The organism is Anaerobacillus sp. QJM3NY_17 (assembly GCF_056173665.1).
In genome coordinates this window covers 3,403,825-3,419,448 of record NZ_CM149685.1, presented here as the reverse complement: position 1 = coordinate 3,419,448, position 15,624 = coordinate 3,403,825, and the positions used below count along the sequence as shown (strand labels likewise).

General features: G+C 40.6%; 17 protein-coding genes and 1 riboswitch. Of the genes, 13 read left to right on the top strand and 4 right to left on the bottom strand.

The features are described 5' to 3' along the window. The first annotated feature begins 2 nt into the window (after nt 1–2). The 11 genes from AC0VYV_RS17725 (at nt 3) to AC0VYV_RS17675 (ending at nt 11,642) form a co-directional block, all read left to right on the top strand. On the top strand, nt 3–1,223 hold the full coding sequence (locus AC0VYV_RS17725) for a cysteine desulfurase (RefSeq protein ID WP_475374897.1): 1,221 nt from the start codon (nt 3–5) through the stop codon (nt 1,221–1,223). Beyond that, nucleotides 1,213–1,656 (top strand): Fe-S cluster assembly sulfur transfer protein SufU, encoded by a 444-nt coding sequence (gene sufU / locus AC0VYV_RS17720; RefSeq protein ID WP_430246986.1) that lies wholly within the window; start codon nt 1,213–1,215, stop codon nt 1,654–1,656. Before AC0VYV_RS17725 ends, sufU begins: the two co-directional genes overlap by 11 nt. A 101-nt stretch (nt 1,657–1,757) precedes the next feature. After that, nucleotides 1,758–3,155 (top strand): Fe-S cluster assembly protein SufB, encoded by a 1,398-nt coding sequence (gene sufB, locus AC0VYV_RS17715; protein ID WP_194218983.1) that lies wholly within the window; start codon nt 1,758–1,760, stop codon nt 3,153–3,155. A 168-nt stretch (nt 3,156–3,323) separates the two neighbouring features. Beyond that, nucleotides 3,324–4,178: a DUF72 domain-containing protein gene (locus AC0VYV_RS17710; protein ID WP_475374046.1), complete on the top strand. Its 855-nt coding sequence runs from the start codon at nt 3,324–3,326 to the stop codon at nt 4,176–4,178. Between the two features lie 11 nt (nt 4,179–4,189). Beyond that, the gene (locus AC0VYV_RS17705; protein WP_430246987.1) at nt 4,190–5,011 is read left to right on the top strand and encodes a sulfite exporter TauE/SafE family protein; all 822 of its coding nucleotides are present in this window, start codon (nt 4,190–4,192) and stop codon (nt 5,009–5,011) included. A 15-nt stretch (nt 5,012–5,026) separates the two neighbouring features. Then, nucleotides 5,027–6,415 carry a bifunctional metallophosphatase/5'-nucleotidase gene (locus AC0VYV_RS17700; RefSeq protein WP_475374045.1) on the top strand — a complete coding sequence of 463 codons (1,389 nt, stop codon included), beginning with the start codon at nt 5,027–5,029 and terminating at the stop codon, nt 6,413–6,415. Nucleotides 6,416–6,508: 93 nt separating this feature from the next. Continuing rightward, nucleotides 6,509–6,802: a YunC family protein gene (locus AC0VYV_RS17695; RefSeq protein WP_430246990.1), complete on the top strand. Its 294-nt coding sequence runs from the start codon at nt 6,509–6,511 to the stop codon at nt 6,800–6,802. A gap of 137 nt (nt 6,803–6,939) precedes the next feature. Continuing rightward, complete coding sequence (yunB, locus tag AC0VYV_RS17690) at nt 6,940–7,710, top strand: sporulation protein YunB (RefSeq protein WP_194218987.1); 771 nt, start codon at nt 6,940–6,942, stop codon at nt 7,708–7,710. Nucleotides 7,711–7,867: 157 nt separating this feature from the next. Then, a riboswitch (Lysine riboswitch) is annotated at nt 7,868–8,048 on the top strand. A 150-nt stretch (nt 8,049–8,198) separates the two neighbouring features. After that, nucleotides 8,199–9,776: a Na+/H+ antiporter NhaC family protein gene (locus tag AC0VYV_RS17685; RefSeq protein WP_475367896.1), complete on the top strand. Its 1,578-nt coding sequence runs from the start codon at nt 8,199–8,201 to the stop codon at nt 9,774–9,776. Nucleotides 9,777–10,009: 233 nt separating this feature from the next. Next, nucleotides 10,010–11,536 carry a sodium-dependent transporter gene (locus tag AC0VYV_RS17680; RefSeq protein WP_194218989.1) on the top strand — a complete coding sequence of 509 codons (1,527 nt, stop codon included), beginning with the start codon at nt 10,010–10,012 and terminating at the stop codon, nt 11,534–11,536. Nucleotide 11,537: 1 nt separating this feature from the next. Continuing rightward, entirely contained in the window at nt 11,538–11,642 is a 105-nt protein-coding gene (locus tag AC0VYV_RS17675; RefSeq protein WP_194218990.1) for a methionine/alanine import family NSS transporter small subunit, read from the top strand. Between the two features lie 42 nt (nt 11,643–11,684). Here AC0VYV_RS17675 and AC0VYV_RS17670 read toward each other — a convergent pair whose 3' ends face one another. Then, nucleotides 11,685–12,671, bottom strand: coding sequence for a M23 family metallopeptidase (locus tag AC0VYV_RS17670; RefSeq protein WP_430241785.1), 987 nt, complete (start codon nt 12,669–12,671; stop codon nt 11,685–11,687). 183 nt (nt 12,672–12,854) lie between these two features. Between AC0VYV_RS17670 and lipA the strand changes: the two genes are divergently transcribed. Further along, nucleotides 12,855–13,742 carry a lipoyl synthase gene (lipA, locus tag AC0VYV_RS17665; protein WP_194218991.1) on the top strand — a complete coding sequence of 296 codons (888 nt, stop codon included), beginning with the start codon at nt 12,855–12,857 and terminating at the stop codon, nt 13,740–13,742. A 51-nt stretch (nt 13,743–13,793) separates the two neighbouring features. Here lipA and AC0VYV_RS17660 read toward each other — a convergent pair whose 3' ends face one another. Then, complete coding sequence (locus AC0VYV_RS17660) at nt 13,794–14,453, bottom strand: YhcN/YlaJ family sporulation lipoprotein (protein ID WP_430241783.1); 660 nt, start codon at nt 14,451–14,453, stop codon at nt 13,794–13,796. Between the two features lie 126 nt (nt 14,454–14,579). On the opposite strand from AC0VYV_RS17660, the gene AC0VYV_RS17655 reads away from it, so the two are divergent. After that, entirely contained in the window at nt 14,580–14,885 is a 306-nt protein-coding gene (locus AC0VYV_RS17655; protein ID WP_194218993.1) for a YutD family protein, read from the top strand. Nucleotides 14,886–14,896: 11 nt separating this feature from the next. Here AC0VYV_RS17655 and AC0VYV_RS17650 read toward each other — a convergent pair whose 3' ends face one another. Further along, nucleotides 14,897–15,166 carry a hypothetical protein gene (locus AC0VYV_RS17650; protein ID WP_226615082.1) on the bottom strand — a complete coding sequence of 90 codons (270 nt, stop codon included), beginning with the start codon at nt 15,164–15,166 and terminating at the stop codon, nt 14,897–14,899. A gap of 49 nt (nt 15,167–15,215) precedes the next feature. Continuing rightward, entirely contained in the window at nt 15,216–15,488 is a 273-nt protein-coding gene (locus AC0VYV_RS17645; protein WP_098444844.1) for a DUF3055 domain-containing protein, read from the bottom strand. Nucleotides 15,489–15,624: the final 136 nt, after the last annotated feature.

Here is a 15,624-nt window from a genome sequence, read left to right as displayed (position 1 = left end):
TGATGAATGTCCAGGACATTCGCAAGCAGTTTCCCATTTTACATCAAGAGGTAAATGGGAAACCTCTTGTTTACCTTGATAGTGCAGCAACGTCTCAGAAACCTACTCAAGTAATTGACGCAGTAGAGCGTTACTACAAGGAAATTAACTCAAACGTTCACCGTGGTGTTCATACGCTTGGAACACATGCGACAGATGCCTATGAAGGCGCACGTGAAAAGGTTCGTGAATTTATTCATGCTTCTTCAACAGAAGAAGTGATCTTTACTCGCGGAACAACCACAGCCCTTAATATGGTCGCTTCAAGCTATGGACGTGCAAATCTTCAAGAAGGTGATGAAGTTGTCATCACACCGATGGAGCATCACAGCAACATTATTCCATGGCAACAGGTTGTAAAAGCAACTGGAGCCACTCTAAAATATATTCCTCTTCAACCAGACGGAACAATTGCGCTGGAAGACGTTGAGAAAACGGTAACAGCAAACACAAAAATTGTTTCTGTTATGCAAGTTTCGAATGTGCTTGGGGCAATTAACCCGATTAAAGAAATTGCCGCGATTGCGCACCGAAATGGCGCTGTTATGGTTGTTGATGGGGCTCAAAGCACCCCTCATATGAAGATTGATGTTCAGGATCTTGACTGCGATTTCTTTGCATTTTCTGGTCATAAAATGTGCGGACCTACTGGGATAGGCGTCCTCTACGGGAAGAAAAAGCTCCTTGAAAACATGGAGCCATTTGAATTCGGTGGAGAAATGATCGATTTTGTTGGTCTGTATGATTCGACATGGAAAGAGCTCCCTTGGAAATTTGAAGGGGGCACACCAATCATTGCAGGTGCGGTTGGTCTTGGAGCTGCGATTGATTTCTTAAATGAAATTGGCATGGACAACATCCAACAGCATGAAACTCATCTTGCTAAATATGCTATGCAGCAGTTATCAACTATCGAAGGCGTATCCATTTACGGACCTGAAAAACGTGCTGGGGTTGTCACTTTTAATAGTGATGACGTTCACCCACATGATGTGGCAACCGTACTTGACACAGAAGGCATCGCTGTCCGCGCTGGACACCATTGTGCTCAGCCACTAATGAAGTGGCTAGAGGTATCGGCTACTGCGCGTGCTAGCTTCTATTTATACAATACTGAAGAAGACGTGGATACGTTTGTAGCCGGATTACGAAAAGCAAAGGAGTTTTTCGGTAATGTCTTTTAATAATCTAGACCAGTTGTATCGACAGGTCATTATGGATCATTATAAAAATCCAAGAAATAAAGGGGAGCTTGAAGAAGGCGCCCTTAAAATAAACATGAATAACCCTACATGTGGAGATACAATTCAGCTTCAGCTGAAAGTAGATGATGGGAAGATTTCGGATGCGAAGTTTATTGGAGAAGGTTGCTCTATAAGCCTGGCATCAGCGTCGATGATGACACAGTCAGTTAAAGGACTTGAAGTTGATCAGGCCTTGAAGCTATCCGGTATTTTCTCTGATATGATGCAGGGGAAAGAATATGAAGAAGAAGATTTCGATCTAGGCGACATTGAAGCACTTCAAGGCGTTTCGAAGTTTCCTGCTCGTATTAAATGTGCAACACTCTCCTGGAAGGCAATGGAGAAGGGTTTCAAGGAACAGGATGAAGCTTAACCCGCTTCCAGGTGTTGTCACCGCTTCTTTTTCATACTAGAATGATGGAAAGAGAACATCAGCCAAACACTGACATGTGTAATGTCAAGGAGGGAAATAAAATGGCTAAAAAAATGCCTGAAGTTGGCGAATACCAATATGGTTTTAGTGATAAAGACGTTTCGATCTTCCGTTCAGAGCGTGGATTAACTCCTGAAATTGTAAAAGAAATTTCTCGCATGAAGGATGAACCACAGTGGATGCTTGACTTCCGCTTGAAATCGCTTGAACATTTCTACAGCATGCCAATGCCTCAATGGGGCGGAAACCTTGCTGATCTAGATTTTGATGAAATTACGTACTACGTAAAGCCTTCCGAGAAGTCTGAAAGATCATGGGATGAAGTACCAGAAGAAATCAAAGCGACATTTGATAAATTAGGTATCCCTGAAGCTGAGCAAAAATACCTTGCGGGTGTTTCTGCACAGTACGAATCTGAAGTAGTTTACCATAACATGCAAGAAGACCTTGAGAACATGGGGATTGTGTTTAAAGATACAGATACTGCACTTAAAGAGAACGAAGATCTTTTTAAAGAGTATTTTGCGAAAACAATTCCTCCAACGGATAACAAGTTCTCAGCTCTTAACTCTGCTGTATGGTCAGGTGGTTCATTCATCTACGTTCCTAAAGGTGTGAAAGTCGATACGCCTCTACAAGCATACTTCCGAATTAACTCTGAGAACATGGGTCAGTTCGAGCGTACGCTTATCATCGCTGATGAAGGTTCTTCTGTACATTACGTTGAAGGTTGTACTGCACCGGTTTATACAACTAACTCTCTACACAGTGCTGTAGTTGAGATCATTGTTAAGAAGGATGCATACTGCCGTTATACGACGATTCAGAACTGGGCTAACAACGTGTTTAACCTTGTTACGAAGCGTGCAGTTGCGGAAGAAAATGCTACGATGGAATGGATTGATGGTAACATTGGTTCCAAACTTACAATGAAGTATCCAGCTGTTATCTTAAAGGGTGAAGGCGCTCGTGGTATGACGCTTTCCATCGCTCTTGCTGGTAAAGGACAGCACCAGGATGCTGGCGCTAAGATGATTCATTTAGCACCTAACACTTCTTCGACAATTGTTTCGAAATCTATTTCAAAACAAGGCGGTAAAGTAACATATCGTGGTATCGTTCACTTTGGCCGTAAAGCGGAAGGTGCTCGCTCAAACGTTGAGTGTGATACGCTTATCATGGATAACGAGTCTACTTCTGATACAATTCCTTACAATGAAATCCTAAACGATAACATTTCACTTGAACACGAAGCGAAAGTATCGAAGGTTTCTGAAGAGCAGCTCTTCTATCTGATGAGCCGTGGCGTATCTGAAGAAGAAGCAACTGAAATGATCGTAATGGGCTTCATCGAGCCATTTACGAAAGAACTTCCTATGGAATATGCGGTTGAAATGAACCGTCTCATTAAATTTGAGATGGAAGGTTCAATCGGTTAAGCTTCCATTTTAAACGAACCGGATCTTCCGGTTCGTTTTTTATATGTGAAAGTGTAAAGGGCTAAATTCTAATTGTTATTTCAAAATAGTATGAGGGATTTTCACTTGCTATTTTCGGGTAATGATATGAGAATAGAGAAAGAGAATCGAGATGAGAGGAAGAATTGCATGATTTACATAGGCGTAACAGGGTGGGGAGACCATGATGATCTTTACCCACCAGGTGTAAAAAGCAATGAAAAACTTTCGATATATGGTTCGCACTTTCCTACTGTTGAAGTTGATTCGTCCTTCTATGCTGTGCAACCAGAACGTAATTTTCAGAAATGGGTAGATGAGACACCAGAAGGGTTTCGGTTTGTCGTTAAGGCTTACCAGGGTATGACTGGCCATCAACGTGGGGATATTCCCTTTGAAACAAGAGATGAAATGTTTCAAGCTTTCAAGGAATCGGTTCGTCCCCTGCGAAATGCAGGAAAGCTTGCGATGGTGCTTTTTCAATTTCCTCCCTGGTTTGATGTGAATAAAGATAATGTTAACATCTTGAGGGATTGTAAACAGCGGATGGGAAATATTCCATGTGCGGTAGAATTTCGACATCAGTCCTGGTATCATGAAGCTTTTCGTGATAAGACGCTCTCATTTCTAGAGGAACAGGGTTTTATCCATACGATTTGCGATGAGCCACAAGCTGGCGAGGGATCGGTTCCTTTAGTGATGGAAACCCTAAACCAGGATCAGGTCCTTGTCAGGTTACATGGTCGAAATACAAATGGATGGACGAATCCAGGTAATCGCCATAACTGGAGGGAAGTTCGGTATTTATATGATTATAATCAAGAAGAACTCTTACAATGGAAGGAACAAATATTAGAATTAGAACGACAATGTAAAAATGTATTTATTTTATTTAATAATAATTCAGGAGGTCATGCTGCTAATAATGCTAAGGAAATGATTCAAATGCTTGATATTGAGTACACGAATTTAAATCCGAAGCAACTTGATCTCTTTGATTTATAAGGAGTATACCTATGGTGACGTGGTTCTTATTATTTATCATTGGTCTATTAGCAGGTACGATTGGAAGCCTTGTCGGTCTTGGGGGAGGCATTATTATCGTTCCTGTTCTTCTCATTATCGATCAATATACGAACTGGCTTTCTGATTTAACGCCTCAGAAAATTGTAGGTAGCTCGATCGTTGTCCTCGTCGTGATCGGTCTTTCCTCTACACTTGCTTACATGAAAAAGAAAAGCGTTGATTATAAAAGCGGAGCGCTTTTTTTTCTAGGAAGTGGACCAGGGGCTATTCTAGGGGCGTGGCTAAATAAATTTATTCAGGTTGATTATTTTTCCATTTATTTTGGGGTATTTATGGTGCTTGTTTCCATATTATTAATGGTAAGGAACCGTTTACGCCCTATGAAACTAAATGGTCAATTTGAACGAACGTATACGGATCCGAATGGGACAGAGATGAACTATAACTTTTCTGCCGTAGCAGCTGTTATTGTTTCATTTATCGTTGGGGTCATTTCAGGTCTATTCGGAATTGGTGGCGGCTCACTTATGGTTCCTGCCATGATTCTACTATTTGGTTTTCCAACATCGGTTGCTGTTGCAACCTCCATGTTTATGATTTTTCTTTCAAGTATAACGGGTACCCTGACGCATTTAGCACTTGGTAACATTCAGTGGTTTTTACTAATCGGTCTCATTCCAGGTGCATGGATTGGAGCAAAATGCGGTTCATTTATTAATCAGAAACTTTCGGACAAATCAGTGGTTGTTATTTTACGATGGATGTTAATTATTGTAGGTGTCCGATTAATCTGGCAGGGAACGATGGGATAAGAAAGGAAGAGTGTCTTGACTTCTAGAACATTACAATTTTATTATACAAACGATCTTCACAGTCATTTCGCAAATTGGTCAAAAGTCTCTTCATATTTGAAAGAGAAGAAGCGAATGCATGAGCTTCAAGGGACACCTTATCTCCTTCTTGATTTAGGAGATCACTCTGATAAGGTGCATCCAATGACAGAAGGAACTGTCGGGAAAGGTAACGTTCAGTTACTAAATGAGCTGGAATATGATTATGCCACTATCGGTAACAATGAGGGTATTACGTTTTCAAAAAAAGAACTAGAAGAGCTTTATTCAGACGCTAAGTTCGAGGTGATTGTCGCCAACCTCTATCATCAAGATGGTACAAGGCCTTCCTGGGCTGTACCTTACAAGATCCATGAGTTAAATGGCATTAAAGTAGGAATTATAGGTGTTACCATCCCTTATGAACAATTCTACTCACTACTTGGATGGCAGATTGATTCTCCATTCCATTTCTTACAGTCCCTCATTGATGAAGTACGCAGTCAATCAGATGTTGTCGTATTGATGTCACATATGGGCTTAGGTAATGATGAACAGCTAGCAAGGGAAATGAATGGGCTTGATGTTATTATTGGAGCCCATACGCATCATGTGCTGAAGCATGGCATGCTTGTAGAGGATACGCTTATTACTCAGTCTGGTAAAAACGGGAATTACGTTGGAGAAGTTTCGATTTGTTTTGATATGGAAACAAAGAAAGTGATTGAGAAGGAAGCATATGCGATAACCGTCCGGAATCGTAAAGAAGACGAGGAAGCGAAGGCCATGATTCAACAACTAAGTATTGATGCACATAAGATGCTTGAAGAGGTCGTCTGTCGTCTTGAACAGCCTCTTGAATCTGAATGGTTTCAACGCTCGGTTCTAGCTGATGAGTTAGCTGCCGCTCTTAGAGAGTGGTGTGGAGCGGATATTGGCATGATTAACGCTGGTATGTTGCTTGATGGGTTACCAGAAGGAAATGTATCAAGAGAAGACCTTCATCGCATTTGCCCTCATCCTGTTAATCCTTGCAAAGTGGTGCTAAAAGGAAGCGAGTTACGAGAAATCATTTCTTATTCTATGTCAGATGAAATAGTGAATTTAAGTTTTAAAGGTCTCGGTTTCCGAGGAGAGGTAATGGGGATCATGGCATTCGATGGGCTTGAGGTTACCTCTGTCAAAATGGACGACGGCCTCTATCATGTAACAGATGTTTTTCACAACGGAAATAAGCTTGTTTCTGATGAAGAATATGCCGTTGCCACGGCTGATATGTTCACATTTGGGAAATTCTATCCTCAAATGAAGCATGCTAAAAAGAAATACTTTTTACCTGAAATGCTTCGAGATCTCCTTGCATGGCGTTTAGAAAATAGACATTAAAACTTTCAGTGTTTGATTGTCAAACATGCTCTTTGTCTCATATAGATATAGTGATATTCATTCAGGTCAGGAGGCGGGAATGACGTGATCACTATGTCACCAATCATGATTGACGGTCATCCTTTTACAGCGGTCAGTATGCAGCTTCCGAAAACGAATTTTCTAGCGGTCATGAATGACAATGGGTATATCATGTGCGGCGCACTCGATGTAGCCTTACTTAATGAAAAGTTAAGTGACCGAAAGATTATCGCAGGAAGAGCTGTTGGTGTACGGTCTATTGAACAACTGCTTGATGCACCGCTCGAATCTGTTACGCTTGAAGCAGAAGCGCGAGGCATTACGATTGGAACTAAGGGTAGAGACGCGATGCTTAAGATGATGTGAAGAAAGCCGTAGCACTTGCTACGGCTTTCTTTTCGATTATGAAACATTTAATAGCTTGATTTTGGCTCTTTCTAGGAAATTGTCCATACTTCTCTTCTCCATGGCATATACATGAAGAAGAGAAGGGAGGGTTCATGTTGTTTCGAACTCGTAGAAAATTCTTTAGAAAGGGGCCGCTTCCCTTTCGATATGTTTTTGTCATCTCCTTTATTATTTTTATCTTTACTACTGTTCAAGGATTATGGATTGTTAATAAAGGAATTGAACCAAGCTTAATCAGTATTGCTGAAACAAAAACACGTCAAGTTGCTGCGCAAGCAATAAATGATGCCATTTCAAAGAAGATCGCAGACGGTATTGACGTTGAGAATTTAATTATCGTTCATGGTAATGATTCCGAAAAAGTACCAAGTTATAGCTTTAACTCGCAAGTTTATAATCGATTGATCTCAGAGGCCACAGAACGAGTTCAAACTTACTTAGATTATGTTGAAGCTGGTGATTTAGATAAGCTGGAAACCTTTAAGAATGATATAGATATCGATTACGAAGGTACCGAAAATCAACAAGGAATCGTATACTCCATACCTTTAGGGATGGCTACAAATAATGTTCTTCTTTCAAATTTTGGGCCGAGGATTCCAGTACGGTTTGAAATGATTGGAGATGTGGTCTCTAATATTGATACAAAGGTGAAAGAAACGGGAATTAACAACACGTATCTTGAAGTGTATATCAATATTAAAGTTGAGATGAACGTAATTATTCCTTTCTCTACAAAGAATACTGAAGTTTCGAACTCTGTAAAAATTGGAGATTTATTTATTCAGGGAGACGTTCCTTATTATTATAATGGTGATAATGGAAATGGTGGAAATCCATCGATCGTTTTGCCGAAGCCAGATTAAGACAAGGAGGCCATTAACCAGCTTCAATGTTCAATGTCGATAGCTAAAAAAATGGTTCCCTTCTAATAGAAATATCTCTGGAATAATCTACAATTGCACAAACAACGAAAGTAAGGTATACTTTAAAACTGAACTTAATATTGTTCCTTATCTTATACGATGAGGTAGAGGAGCAGATCCTCATGAGTACGTGTTGGGAGAATGACACCAATGATCAGCATCGAAAGGGAGATCTGCCGAAGCATAAATAACGGTCACATTATTTGTGTTGGGGCGACATTGAAGAAGTGTCGAACTGTCATTATGAGTCTAACTTGTAATGGAGAACTACTGATCGGGGTGGACACTTAACATTGACTCGGTGAAGCGAGCAATGATAGGACCAATCCTATCATTGCTCGCTTTTTTGCGTTCAAACACGACGAGAAGGCTGAGGGATAGGCGTCCATTCCGGTTATGATGACCAATCATTTATTAGGAGGATATTCATGGAGAATTCAGTTCTATCCATTATTCCACCACTCGTAGCTTTGCTAATGGTAGTGGTGACTAGAAAAGTGCTTCCTTCTTTAGGAGTAGGCATTATTCTTGGTGCGCTAATGATCAACAATTGGAGTGTACCAAATTCATTAGAAGAAATTTATACAATCGTAAAAGGGATCTTCATTGATTCCGAGAGCGGTGGTTTAAATACTTGGAACATGTACATTATTTTCTTCCTGCTTTTATTAGGGATGATGACGGCCTTTATTTCGATATCAGGTGGAAGTCGCGCATTTGGCGAGTGGGCCATGAAACGCGTGAAAACAAGAGTAGGCGCACAGATTGTCACAGCGGTATTTGGTATTATTATTTTTATTGATGATTACTTTAATTCGCTCGCAGTTGGGAACGTAAGTAGACCGATTACGGACAGGCACAATGTTTCAAGGGCAAAGCTTGCCTATATCATTGATTCAACTGCAGCACCAATGTGTATTATTTCACCTATTTCAAGCTGGGGCGCTTATATCATCGCGTTAATTGGTGGTGTATTAGCAACGCATAGCATTACAGGTGTTGGCGCGTTAGAAGCTTTTATCAGAATGATTCCAATGAATTTGTATGCTCTCTTTGCACTTGCGATGGTGTTCTTTGTTAGTTATTTTGACATTAATCTTAAGGCAATGAGAGTACATGAAGACCGTGCACAGAAAACAGGAGAAGTGCTTGATCCGAATCAAGGTGCCGTACCTGGTCAAACATCAGGACTACCTGAAAGTGAGAAGGGGAAAGTAGCTGATCTTGCATGGCCTATTATTATGCTAATTGCTGGTACTGTGACGTTTATGGTCATCACAGGAATTCAGGCTGTTAGCGGAACGGATACAGCCGTGACAGCTTTGTCTGTCTTTGAAAATACAGACGTTGCTGCTTCTCTCCTTTATGGTGGAATCATTGGACTTATAACTTCTCTCCTCTTCTTCTTTCCAAAACGAATGGGTGGAGCGGTTCTTGGAAAAGGAATTTGGGAAGGCATTAAATCAATGCTTCCAGCCGTATACATTCTTTTCTTTGCATGGACATTGATTGAAATTATCGGCTCACTAGGGACTGGTAAGTATCTTGCAGGACTTGTTAATGACCACATTGTGATTGGCTTCTTACCAGCTATTTTGTTCCTACTTGCAGGTGTTATGGCGTTTGCAACGGGAACTTCGTGGGGAACATTTGGCATTATGCTTCCGATCGCAGGAGAGATTGCTGCTGCTACGGATCCTACCTACATGCTTCCTGTACTTGCCGCTGTTCTTGCAGGAGCTGTATTTGGAGATCACTGCTCACCAATTTCGGATACAACAATTCTTTCTTCAACAGGCGCGGGTAGTCACCATATCGATCATGTGATGACACAGTTGCCTTATGCATTGCTCGTTGCAGGTATTTCGTTACTAGGATATCTGGTTCTTGGCTTTACTGGTAGTTCCATTCTTGGTCTTGTGGCAACAGCGATTCTATTCGGATTATTAATTTTCATGCTAAAAGGAAAATATGCCAACAGACCAGTTGAAATGGCAAATCATTAATCAAACAGGAGGATATTCCTCCTGTTTTTTTATGTATTTTCACAAAAATAGAGAGATTTATATAGAAAATTGAACGATTCATACGAAAAATGTAAAAAGATTGTTTTGACAAGGACATACGTACTAGATATACTATAAACAAAATAATCTGAATTTACTTAAAAGTCTTAACCTTTTTCTGGAAGGGGGCTTATGGTGAAAAAGGTTAACATTTGTCTAAGGGGGTAATTTATTTGGAAAATCGTGCGCAATGGGGGACAAGGGCTGGTTTTATATTAGCCGCAGTTGGTTCAGCAATAGGTCTAGGGAACATTTGGAGATTTCCGGCCGTAGCCTATGACAACGGTGGTGGAGCATTTTTTATTCCTTATTTATTTGCATTATTAACAGCCGGAATCCCAATTCTTATTCTTGAATTTACATTGGGTCATAAATTCCGTGGATCCGCACCACTTTCGTTCTTTCGAATGAATAAGAAGATGGAATGGCTTGGGTGGTGGGGCGTTATCGTTGCATTCGTCATCTCCACATACTACGCGGTAATTATTGCGTGGGCCATCTCTTATAGCTATTTTGCATTTAATCAAAGTTGGGGTTCTGATACAGAAGCATTCCTCTTCAATGATTATCTGAAATTAACGGTTGATCCTGGACAAACAGGTAGTATCGTACCAGGCGTATTTCTCCCATTAATTGCAGTATGGATCATTACACTTGGCGTACTTCTTGCAGGTGTTAAAAAGGGAATTGAGCGTGCTAATAAAATTTTCATTCCTACATTAATTGTTCTTTTCTTAATCATTGTGATTCGAGCAGTGACACTGCCTGGTGCTGCTGAAGGTCTAAATGCATTCTTTACACCGAATTTTGACAGCATTACTTCAGGAAGTGTTTGGGTTGCTGCATACGGACAAATTTTCTTCAGTTTATCCATTGCTTTTGCTATTATGATTACTTATTCTAGTTACTTACCTAAGAAATCAGATATTACGAATAACGCGTTTATTACTGGTTTTGGTAACTCGGCGTTTGAACTTCTAGCAGGTATTGGGGTATTCTCAGCGCTTGGATTTATGGCTCAGCAGCAGGGGCTTAGCGTTGGCGAAGTAGTGAGCGGTGGCGTAGGACTAGCCTTCGTTGTCTTCCCTCAAATTATCAATGAGTTCCCAGCTTTGAACGGGTTGTTCGGATTCTTATTCTTTGCTTCACTTGTACTTGCAGGTTTGTCTTCGCTCATTTCCATTTCAGAAACATATGTTGCAGGTGTTTCTGAGAAGTTCGGAATTTCTCGTACGAAAGCTGTTCTAATTGGTGGAGGGATTTCCTCTATTATCTCGATTCTGTTTGCAACGCAAGGCGGATTGTTCTTCCTTGACGCAGCTGATTACTTTATTAACCAGTTCGGAATTGCCTTTGTAGGACTAGTGGAGGTGGTTGTTGTAGCATGGGTACTTCGTGAGCTTAATACGCTTGAGTCACATGCAAACGGCATTTCAGACATTTCACTGAAGTACTGGTGGAAAGCTTGTCTTGGAGTCATTACTCCTCTCGTACTTGGTTATATGATGTTCGATCTCTTTAAGACAAATCTTCTTCGTCAGTTTGATACACCGACTGGGAACTATGAAGGCTACTCAAACGGCTTTATTCTTTATAGTGGCTGGGCTGTCGCAGGATTCGCCCTTCTGGTTGGAATTCTATTCAGCCTAAAGAAATGGGATGCGAAAGCTGAACAGCAAAAGTATAAGGAGGTAAGCTAATATGGGTGGTAGCGCGATTTTCATGATGGTAGTTGGAATGGTTATTATATGGGGTGGTCTTGCGGCTAGCATTTTGAATGCTGTAAGAGTATCGAAAAAACAATAGAACATAAAAAGAAGAACTAGCGAGCTAGTTCTTCTTTTTTGCTTACTTTTTGTTGCGTATTCGTTCCTGTCGTTCCCAGAGCCTCAACGAAGGATAGGGATCATACGACCATTCTGTTCTTCCGTTGTCTTTATAGATGCCATAGTGAAGATGTGGCGGGAACTTTCCAGCCGTTCCTTTTGGTCCATATCCAGAGCTACCAACATACCCAATGATTTCACCTGGCTGTACAACATGACCTTTCTCAATGCCTTTTTCAAACCCATTTAGGTGAGCATAGTAGTGGTAATTGCCATCGATATCCCGAATCCCGATCCGCCATCCACCGTATTCATTCCATCCCTTCGTTTCGACAGTTCCGTAACTTGTCGCTTTCACTCCAACACCATAAGAAGCGAAAATATCCGTTCCTTCGTGAATTCGAAGTCCGCCCCAGCCACGTCGATCGCCCCAAGTGCTTCGGTAACTATAGTTTGCGTGAAGTGGTACGGGAAAAGCATGCTTATCGAGTTTAAGCGTTTTGAATGTATGATAAACAGCACTATTACTTGTAATCGTCCTTACTGCCTGGTCACGATGATAATAATCCCAAAGACCAATTTGAATATCTTCTAAAGAACTTCCATACTGTTGTATGAAAGACCCAATTGTATAAAGTAGATCTTCGTCATTAGTACGCTCGGCTTTGCCATCTCCATTGCCATCGAGGCCAATTCCATTAAAGAACGATATCGAGATAGGGTCGTGATCTTCTTTATTTGGATTCGTACTCCCAGACCATTTCTCAGGCGTAATATAGATAGCTATTGCACCTTTTTCACGAGGAATATCTTTTTGTGAGCGCCTAATGCTTCGTTCATATTGATCAATACCAGCATAGATGTACCAGGGGACTTGTGTGACGGCTTCCATCTTATGAAATAACATCTTCCGTTCGCTTCTTAGTTTATCTTCGTCTATATCAGCAGCTCGAACGTTTATAGGGATGAGGAAGAAAAGAATAAGGATAAGAAAACTATATTTTCTCAAGTGTTTCTTCTCCTTTCGTAATTTGTCATTACCCTTAGTTTGGTTTTCCGTGCGTAAATCATTAGAACTAAATAATGGAAGGTCTAAAGTCTTAATCCTCAATAGATTCACACTTTTTATAGAAATGAATGAGTTACCTATGGTATTCTTTATTACAGAAAAGTAATAGGTGAGGTGAGTGTAGTGAGTAAGAAAGAAGAATATTTAAGAAAACCAGAGTGGTTGAAAATAAAACTAAATACAAACGAAAATTATAAAGGCTTAAAAAAGATGATGCGCGAGAAAAAGTTACATACGGTCTGTGAGGAAGCGCGTTGTCCGAATATTCATGAATGTTGGGCTGTTCGTAAGACGGCAACCTTTATGATTCTTGGTGATGTTTGTACTCGTGCATGCCGTTTCTGTGCAGTAAAAACTGGTCTTCCAACTGAGCTTGATTGGGCAGAGCCTGAACGCGTTGCGGATTCCGTTGAACAGATGGGACTAAAACACGTGGTCATTACCGCTGTAGCGCGAGATGATTTAAAAGATGGTGGCGCGGCTGTTTTTGCTGAAACCGTACGTGCTATTCGTCGTAAAAATCCGTTCTGTTCGATCGAAGTTCTTCCATCAGACATGGGTGGCCAATATGAAGCGCTTGAAACACTAATGGATGCGAAACCGGATATTATGAACCACAATATCGAAACAGTGGAGCGCCTAACGCCAAGAGTGAGAGCACGCGCGAAATATCGTCGTACACTAGAGTTTCTTCAGCGTGCAAAAGAAATGAATCCTGAGATTCCGACTAAATCCAGCATCATGCTAGGATTAGGTGAAACAAAAGAGGAAATCATTCAAACACTTGATGATCTTCGTGCACATGATGTTGATATTGTTACACTTGGGCAATATTTACAACCATCGAAAAAGCATTTAAAAGTAGAAAAATACTGGACGCCTCAAGAGTTTCTTGAGCTCAAAGATATTGCGTTAGAAAAAGGCTTTAAACACTGTGAATCTGGTCCAATGGTTCGTTCGTCTTATCATGCTGATGAGCAAGTCAATGCAGCCAAGCAAGCTTCGAAGTAATGGATAAGTAATAATAAAGATAAAAAATCGGCCTTTATCGGGCCGATTTTTTTACTTCGACATCATTTCTTTTCCATCTGTATCATTTAAGTCTTCATTCATTTCGCCCTTCATCTCACCGTTCTCGTTCTCTCCATCACTTACCTTTTTCCCTTGTGGCGCTTTCTTCATTTTGGCAATCGTTTCTTCTATGCTCTTCTCGAGTTCTCCATTTGCAGTGGAGGCATTTTGATATCGCTCGACCTCAGCAATCATTCCTTCTTCGTCAGAAACATAGACATGATAATATCTTGGAATGACAGAAAGAGCCGTTTTCTTTACTTGATCTGCAGTGGCATCACGATCTTTTGTTGTTGTTTTATAGCCAATGAGAACTTCTTCATCTGTTACTAGCGTTGCGACATCACTGACATAAGGTAAAACAATTGCCATTGAACCGATCATATCCGACATACGATCACGATCAAGGTAGGCTATGTTCTCGGGTTGTTTTTGAGAATTCATGTTGTTAGTATTTCGTGTATGACGCACATATCCAAAGCCACCCTTTTTGGACTTTTCCTGAGAGTTAGCGGTGTTCATACCGTATTCATCGGGATCCGTTTTAACAGGTGTTAAATCTGCGTGGTCAAAGGAATCTGTCGCATTTTCTCCCTGGCATGCCCCAAGTCCTAATACGAGTGGCAGTATGAGCAGAATTTGTTTTTTCAATAACCTTCACCTCCATACTGTTATCATGACCGAACTCTGTTCCTTTTTTACTGGTATTACTTGGACAAATCGAATAAAAAAGGTATCATAAGACTAATGAGCCCATTTTGAAATGAGGGATAAAGAATGATAAAAGTAAATCAACATACGTTTGAGTTGATGAAGGATGAAAGAGAAGGTTGGAACGAAGAAGCTTTTCTTGCTCGATATAGTGAGATTTTGGATAAATATGATTACATTGTTGGGGATTGGGGCTATGGTCAGCTTAGATTAAAAGGATTCTTTGAGGACCGTAACCAAAAAGCAACTTTCGATACAAAATTCAGCACGGTGCTTGATTATTTATATGAATACTGCAACTTCGGCTGCCCTTATTTTGTATTAAAGAAGCAGAAGAAGGAAAAACCGAAGAAACAACAACAAGAAGCATAAGCCCTATGGGCTTATGCTTTGTATGGTTTTTCGGAGTCTTTTTCTGGATCATCGTGTGGTGGATGTGAGCCAGGGTCCTGACGAGGTAAATGTTGGTGAAGATTTTTATTTTCGTAATTAAATGCACTATAGGAACGCTGCCCTTCTCGCCAAGGTGAGGTTTTACCGAGCTTTTTATTCACCGGTGAACCGTATGGACCTTCTGGCGTATCTTCAGGGAGGACGTAATTTCGCCCTTTCTCTACGTTAGCGAAGTCTTGATAATCTTCTTCATCAAACATGAATAAACACCACCTTTAGGAGGTAGTGTATTCATTGTCTGATAAAATATTAGTGACTTAAGACTTCTCTCAAGAAGTTGCGAAGTTCTTCAGCATCTTCTTCATTGAGAGAGTAGGCATGCTCGAGATTTCCAGGCTCATTTAGATCATCGTGGCCGATAATTGCAAATTTGCCTCCTTGAATATCGAGGACTAACGATTTTCCATAAAAGCGATCTGATTTTACAATACAAAGGTCAAACCGATGATTGCTTCCCATAAAGCAGACGAACCTGGCTTCAGTGGCCTCCTGTTCGTCGTAGATGAGTCGTTCATCTTCCATCATAGCACCCTCCTTTTCTAGTTAACGCTATCATACCATCTTATGAGGCGTTCTCATACAAGCTTTCATTAGAAAATGTAAGCCGTTGCATTTTAAGATATGATAAAATGAAGAGAAGTATTTAATACCGTTTCAG

Excerpts from the sequence above, each read along its gene's own strand:
- AC0VYV_RS17725 (WP_475374897.1), top strand. The coding sequence starts at position 3 with ATGAATGTCCAGGACATTCGCAAGCAGTTTCCCATTTTACATCAAGAG.
- sufU (WP_430246986.1), top strand. The coding sequence starts at position 1,213 with ATGTCTTTTAATAATCTAGACCAGTTGTATCGACAGGTCATTATGGAT.
- sufB (WP_194218983.1), top strand. The coding sequence starts at position 1,758 with ATGGCTAAAAAAATGCCTGAAGTTGGCGAATACCAATATGGTTTTAGT.
- AC0VYV_RS17710 (WP_475374046.1), top strand. The coding sequence starts at position 3,324 with ATGATTTACATAGGCGTAACAGGGTGGGGAGACCATGATGATCTTTAC.
- AC0VYV_RS17705 (WP_430246987.1), top strand. The coding sequence starts at position 4,190 with ATGGTGACGTGGTTCTTATTATTTATCATTGGTCTATTAGCAGGTACG.
- AC0VYV_RS17695 (WP_430246990.1), top strand. The coding sequence starts at position 6,509 with ATGTCACCAATCATGATTGACGGTCATCCTTTTACAGCGGTCAGTATG.
- AC0VYV_RS17685 (WP_475367896.1), top strand. The coding sequence starts at position 8,199 with ATGGAGAATTCAGTTCTATCCATTATTCCACCACTCGTAGCTTTGCTA.
- AC0VYV_RS17675 (WP_194218990.1), top strand. The coding sequence starts at position 11,538 with ATGGGTGGTAGCGCGATTTTCATGATGGTAGTTGGAATGGTTATTATA.
- AC0VYV_RS17655 (WP_194218993.1), top strand. The coding sequence starts at position 14,580 with ATGATAAAAGTAAATCAACATACGTTTGAGTTGATGAAGGATGAAAGA.
- AC0VYV_RS17650 (WP_226615082.1), bottom strand. The coding sequence starts at position 15,166 with ATGTTTGATGAAGAAGATTATCAAGACTTCGCTAACGTAGAGAAAGGG.
- AC0VYV_RS17645 (WP_098444844.1), bottom strand. The coding sequence starts at position 15,488 with ATGGAAGATGAACGACTCATCTACGACGAACAGGAGGCCACTGAAGCC.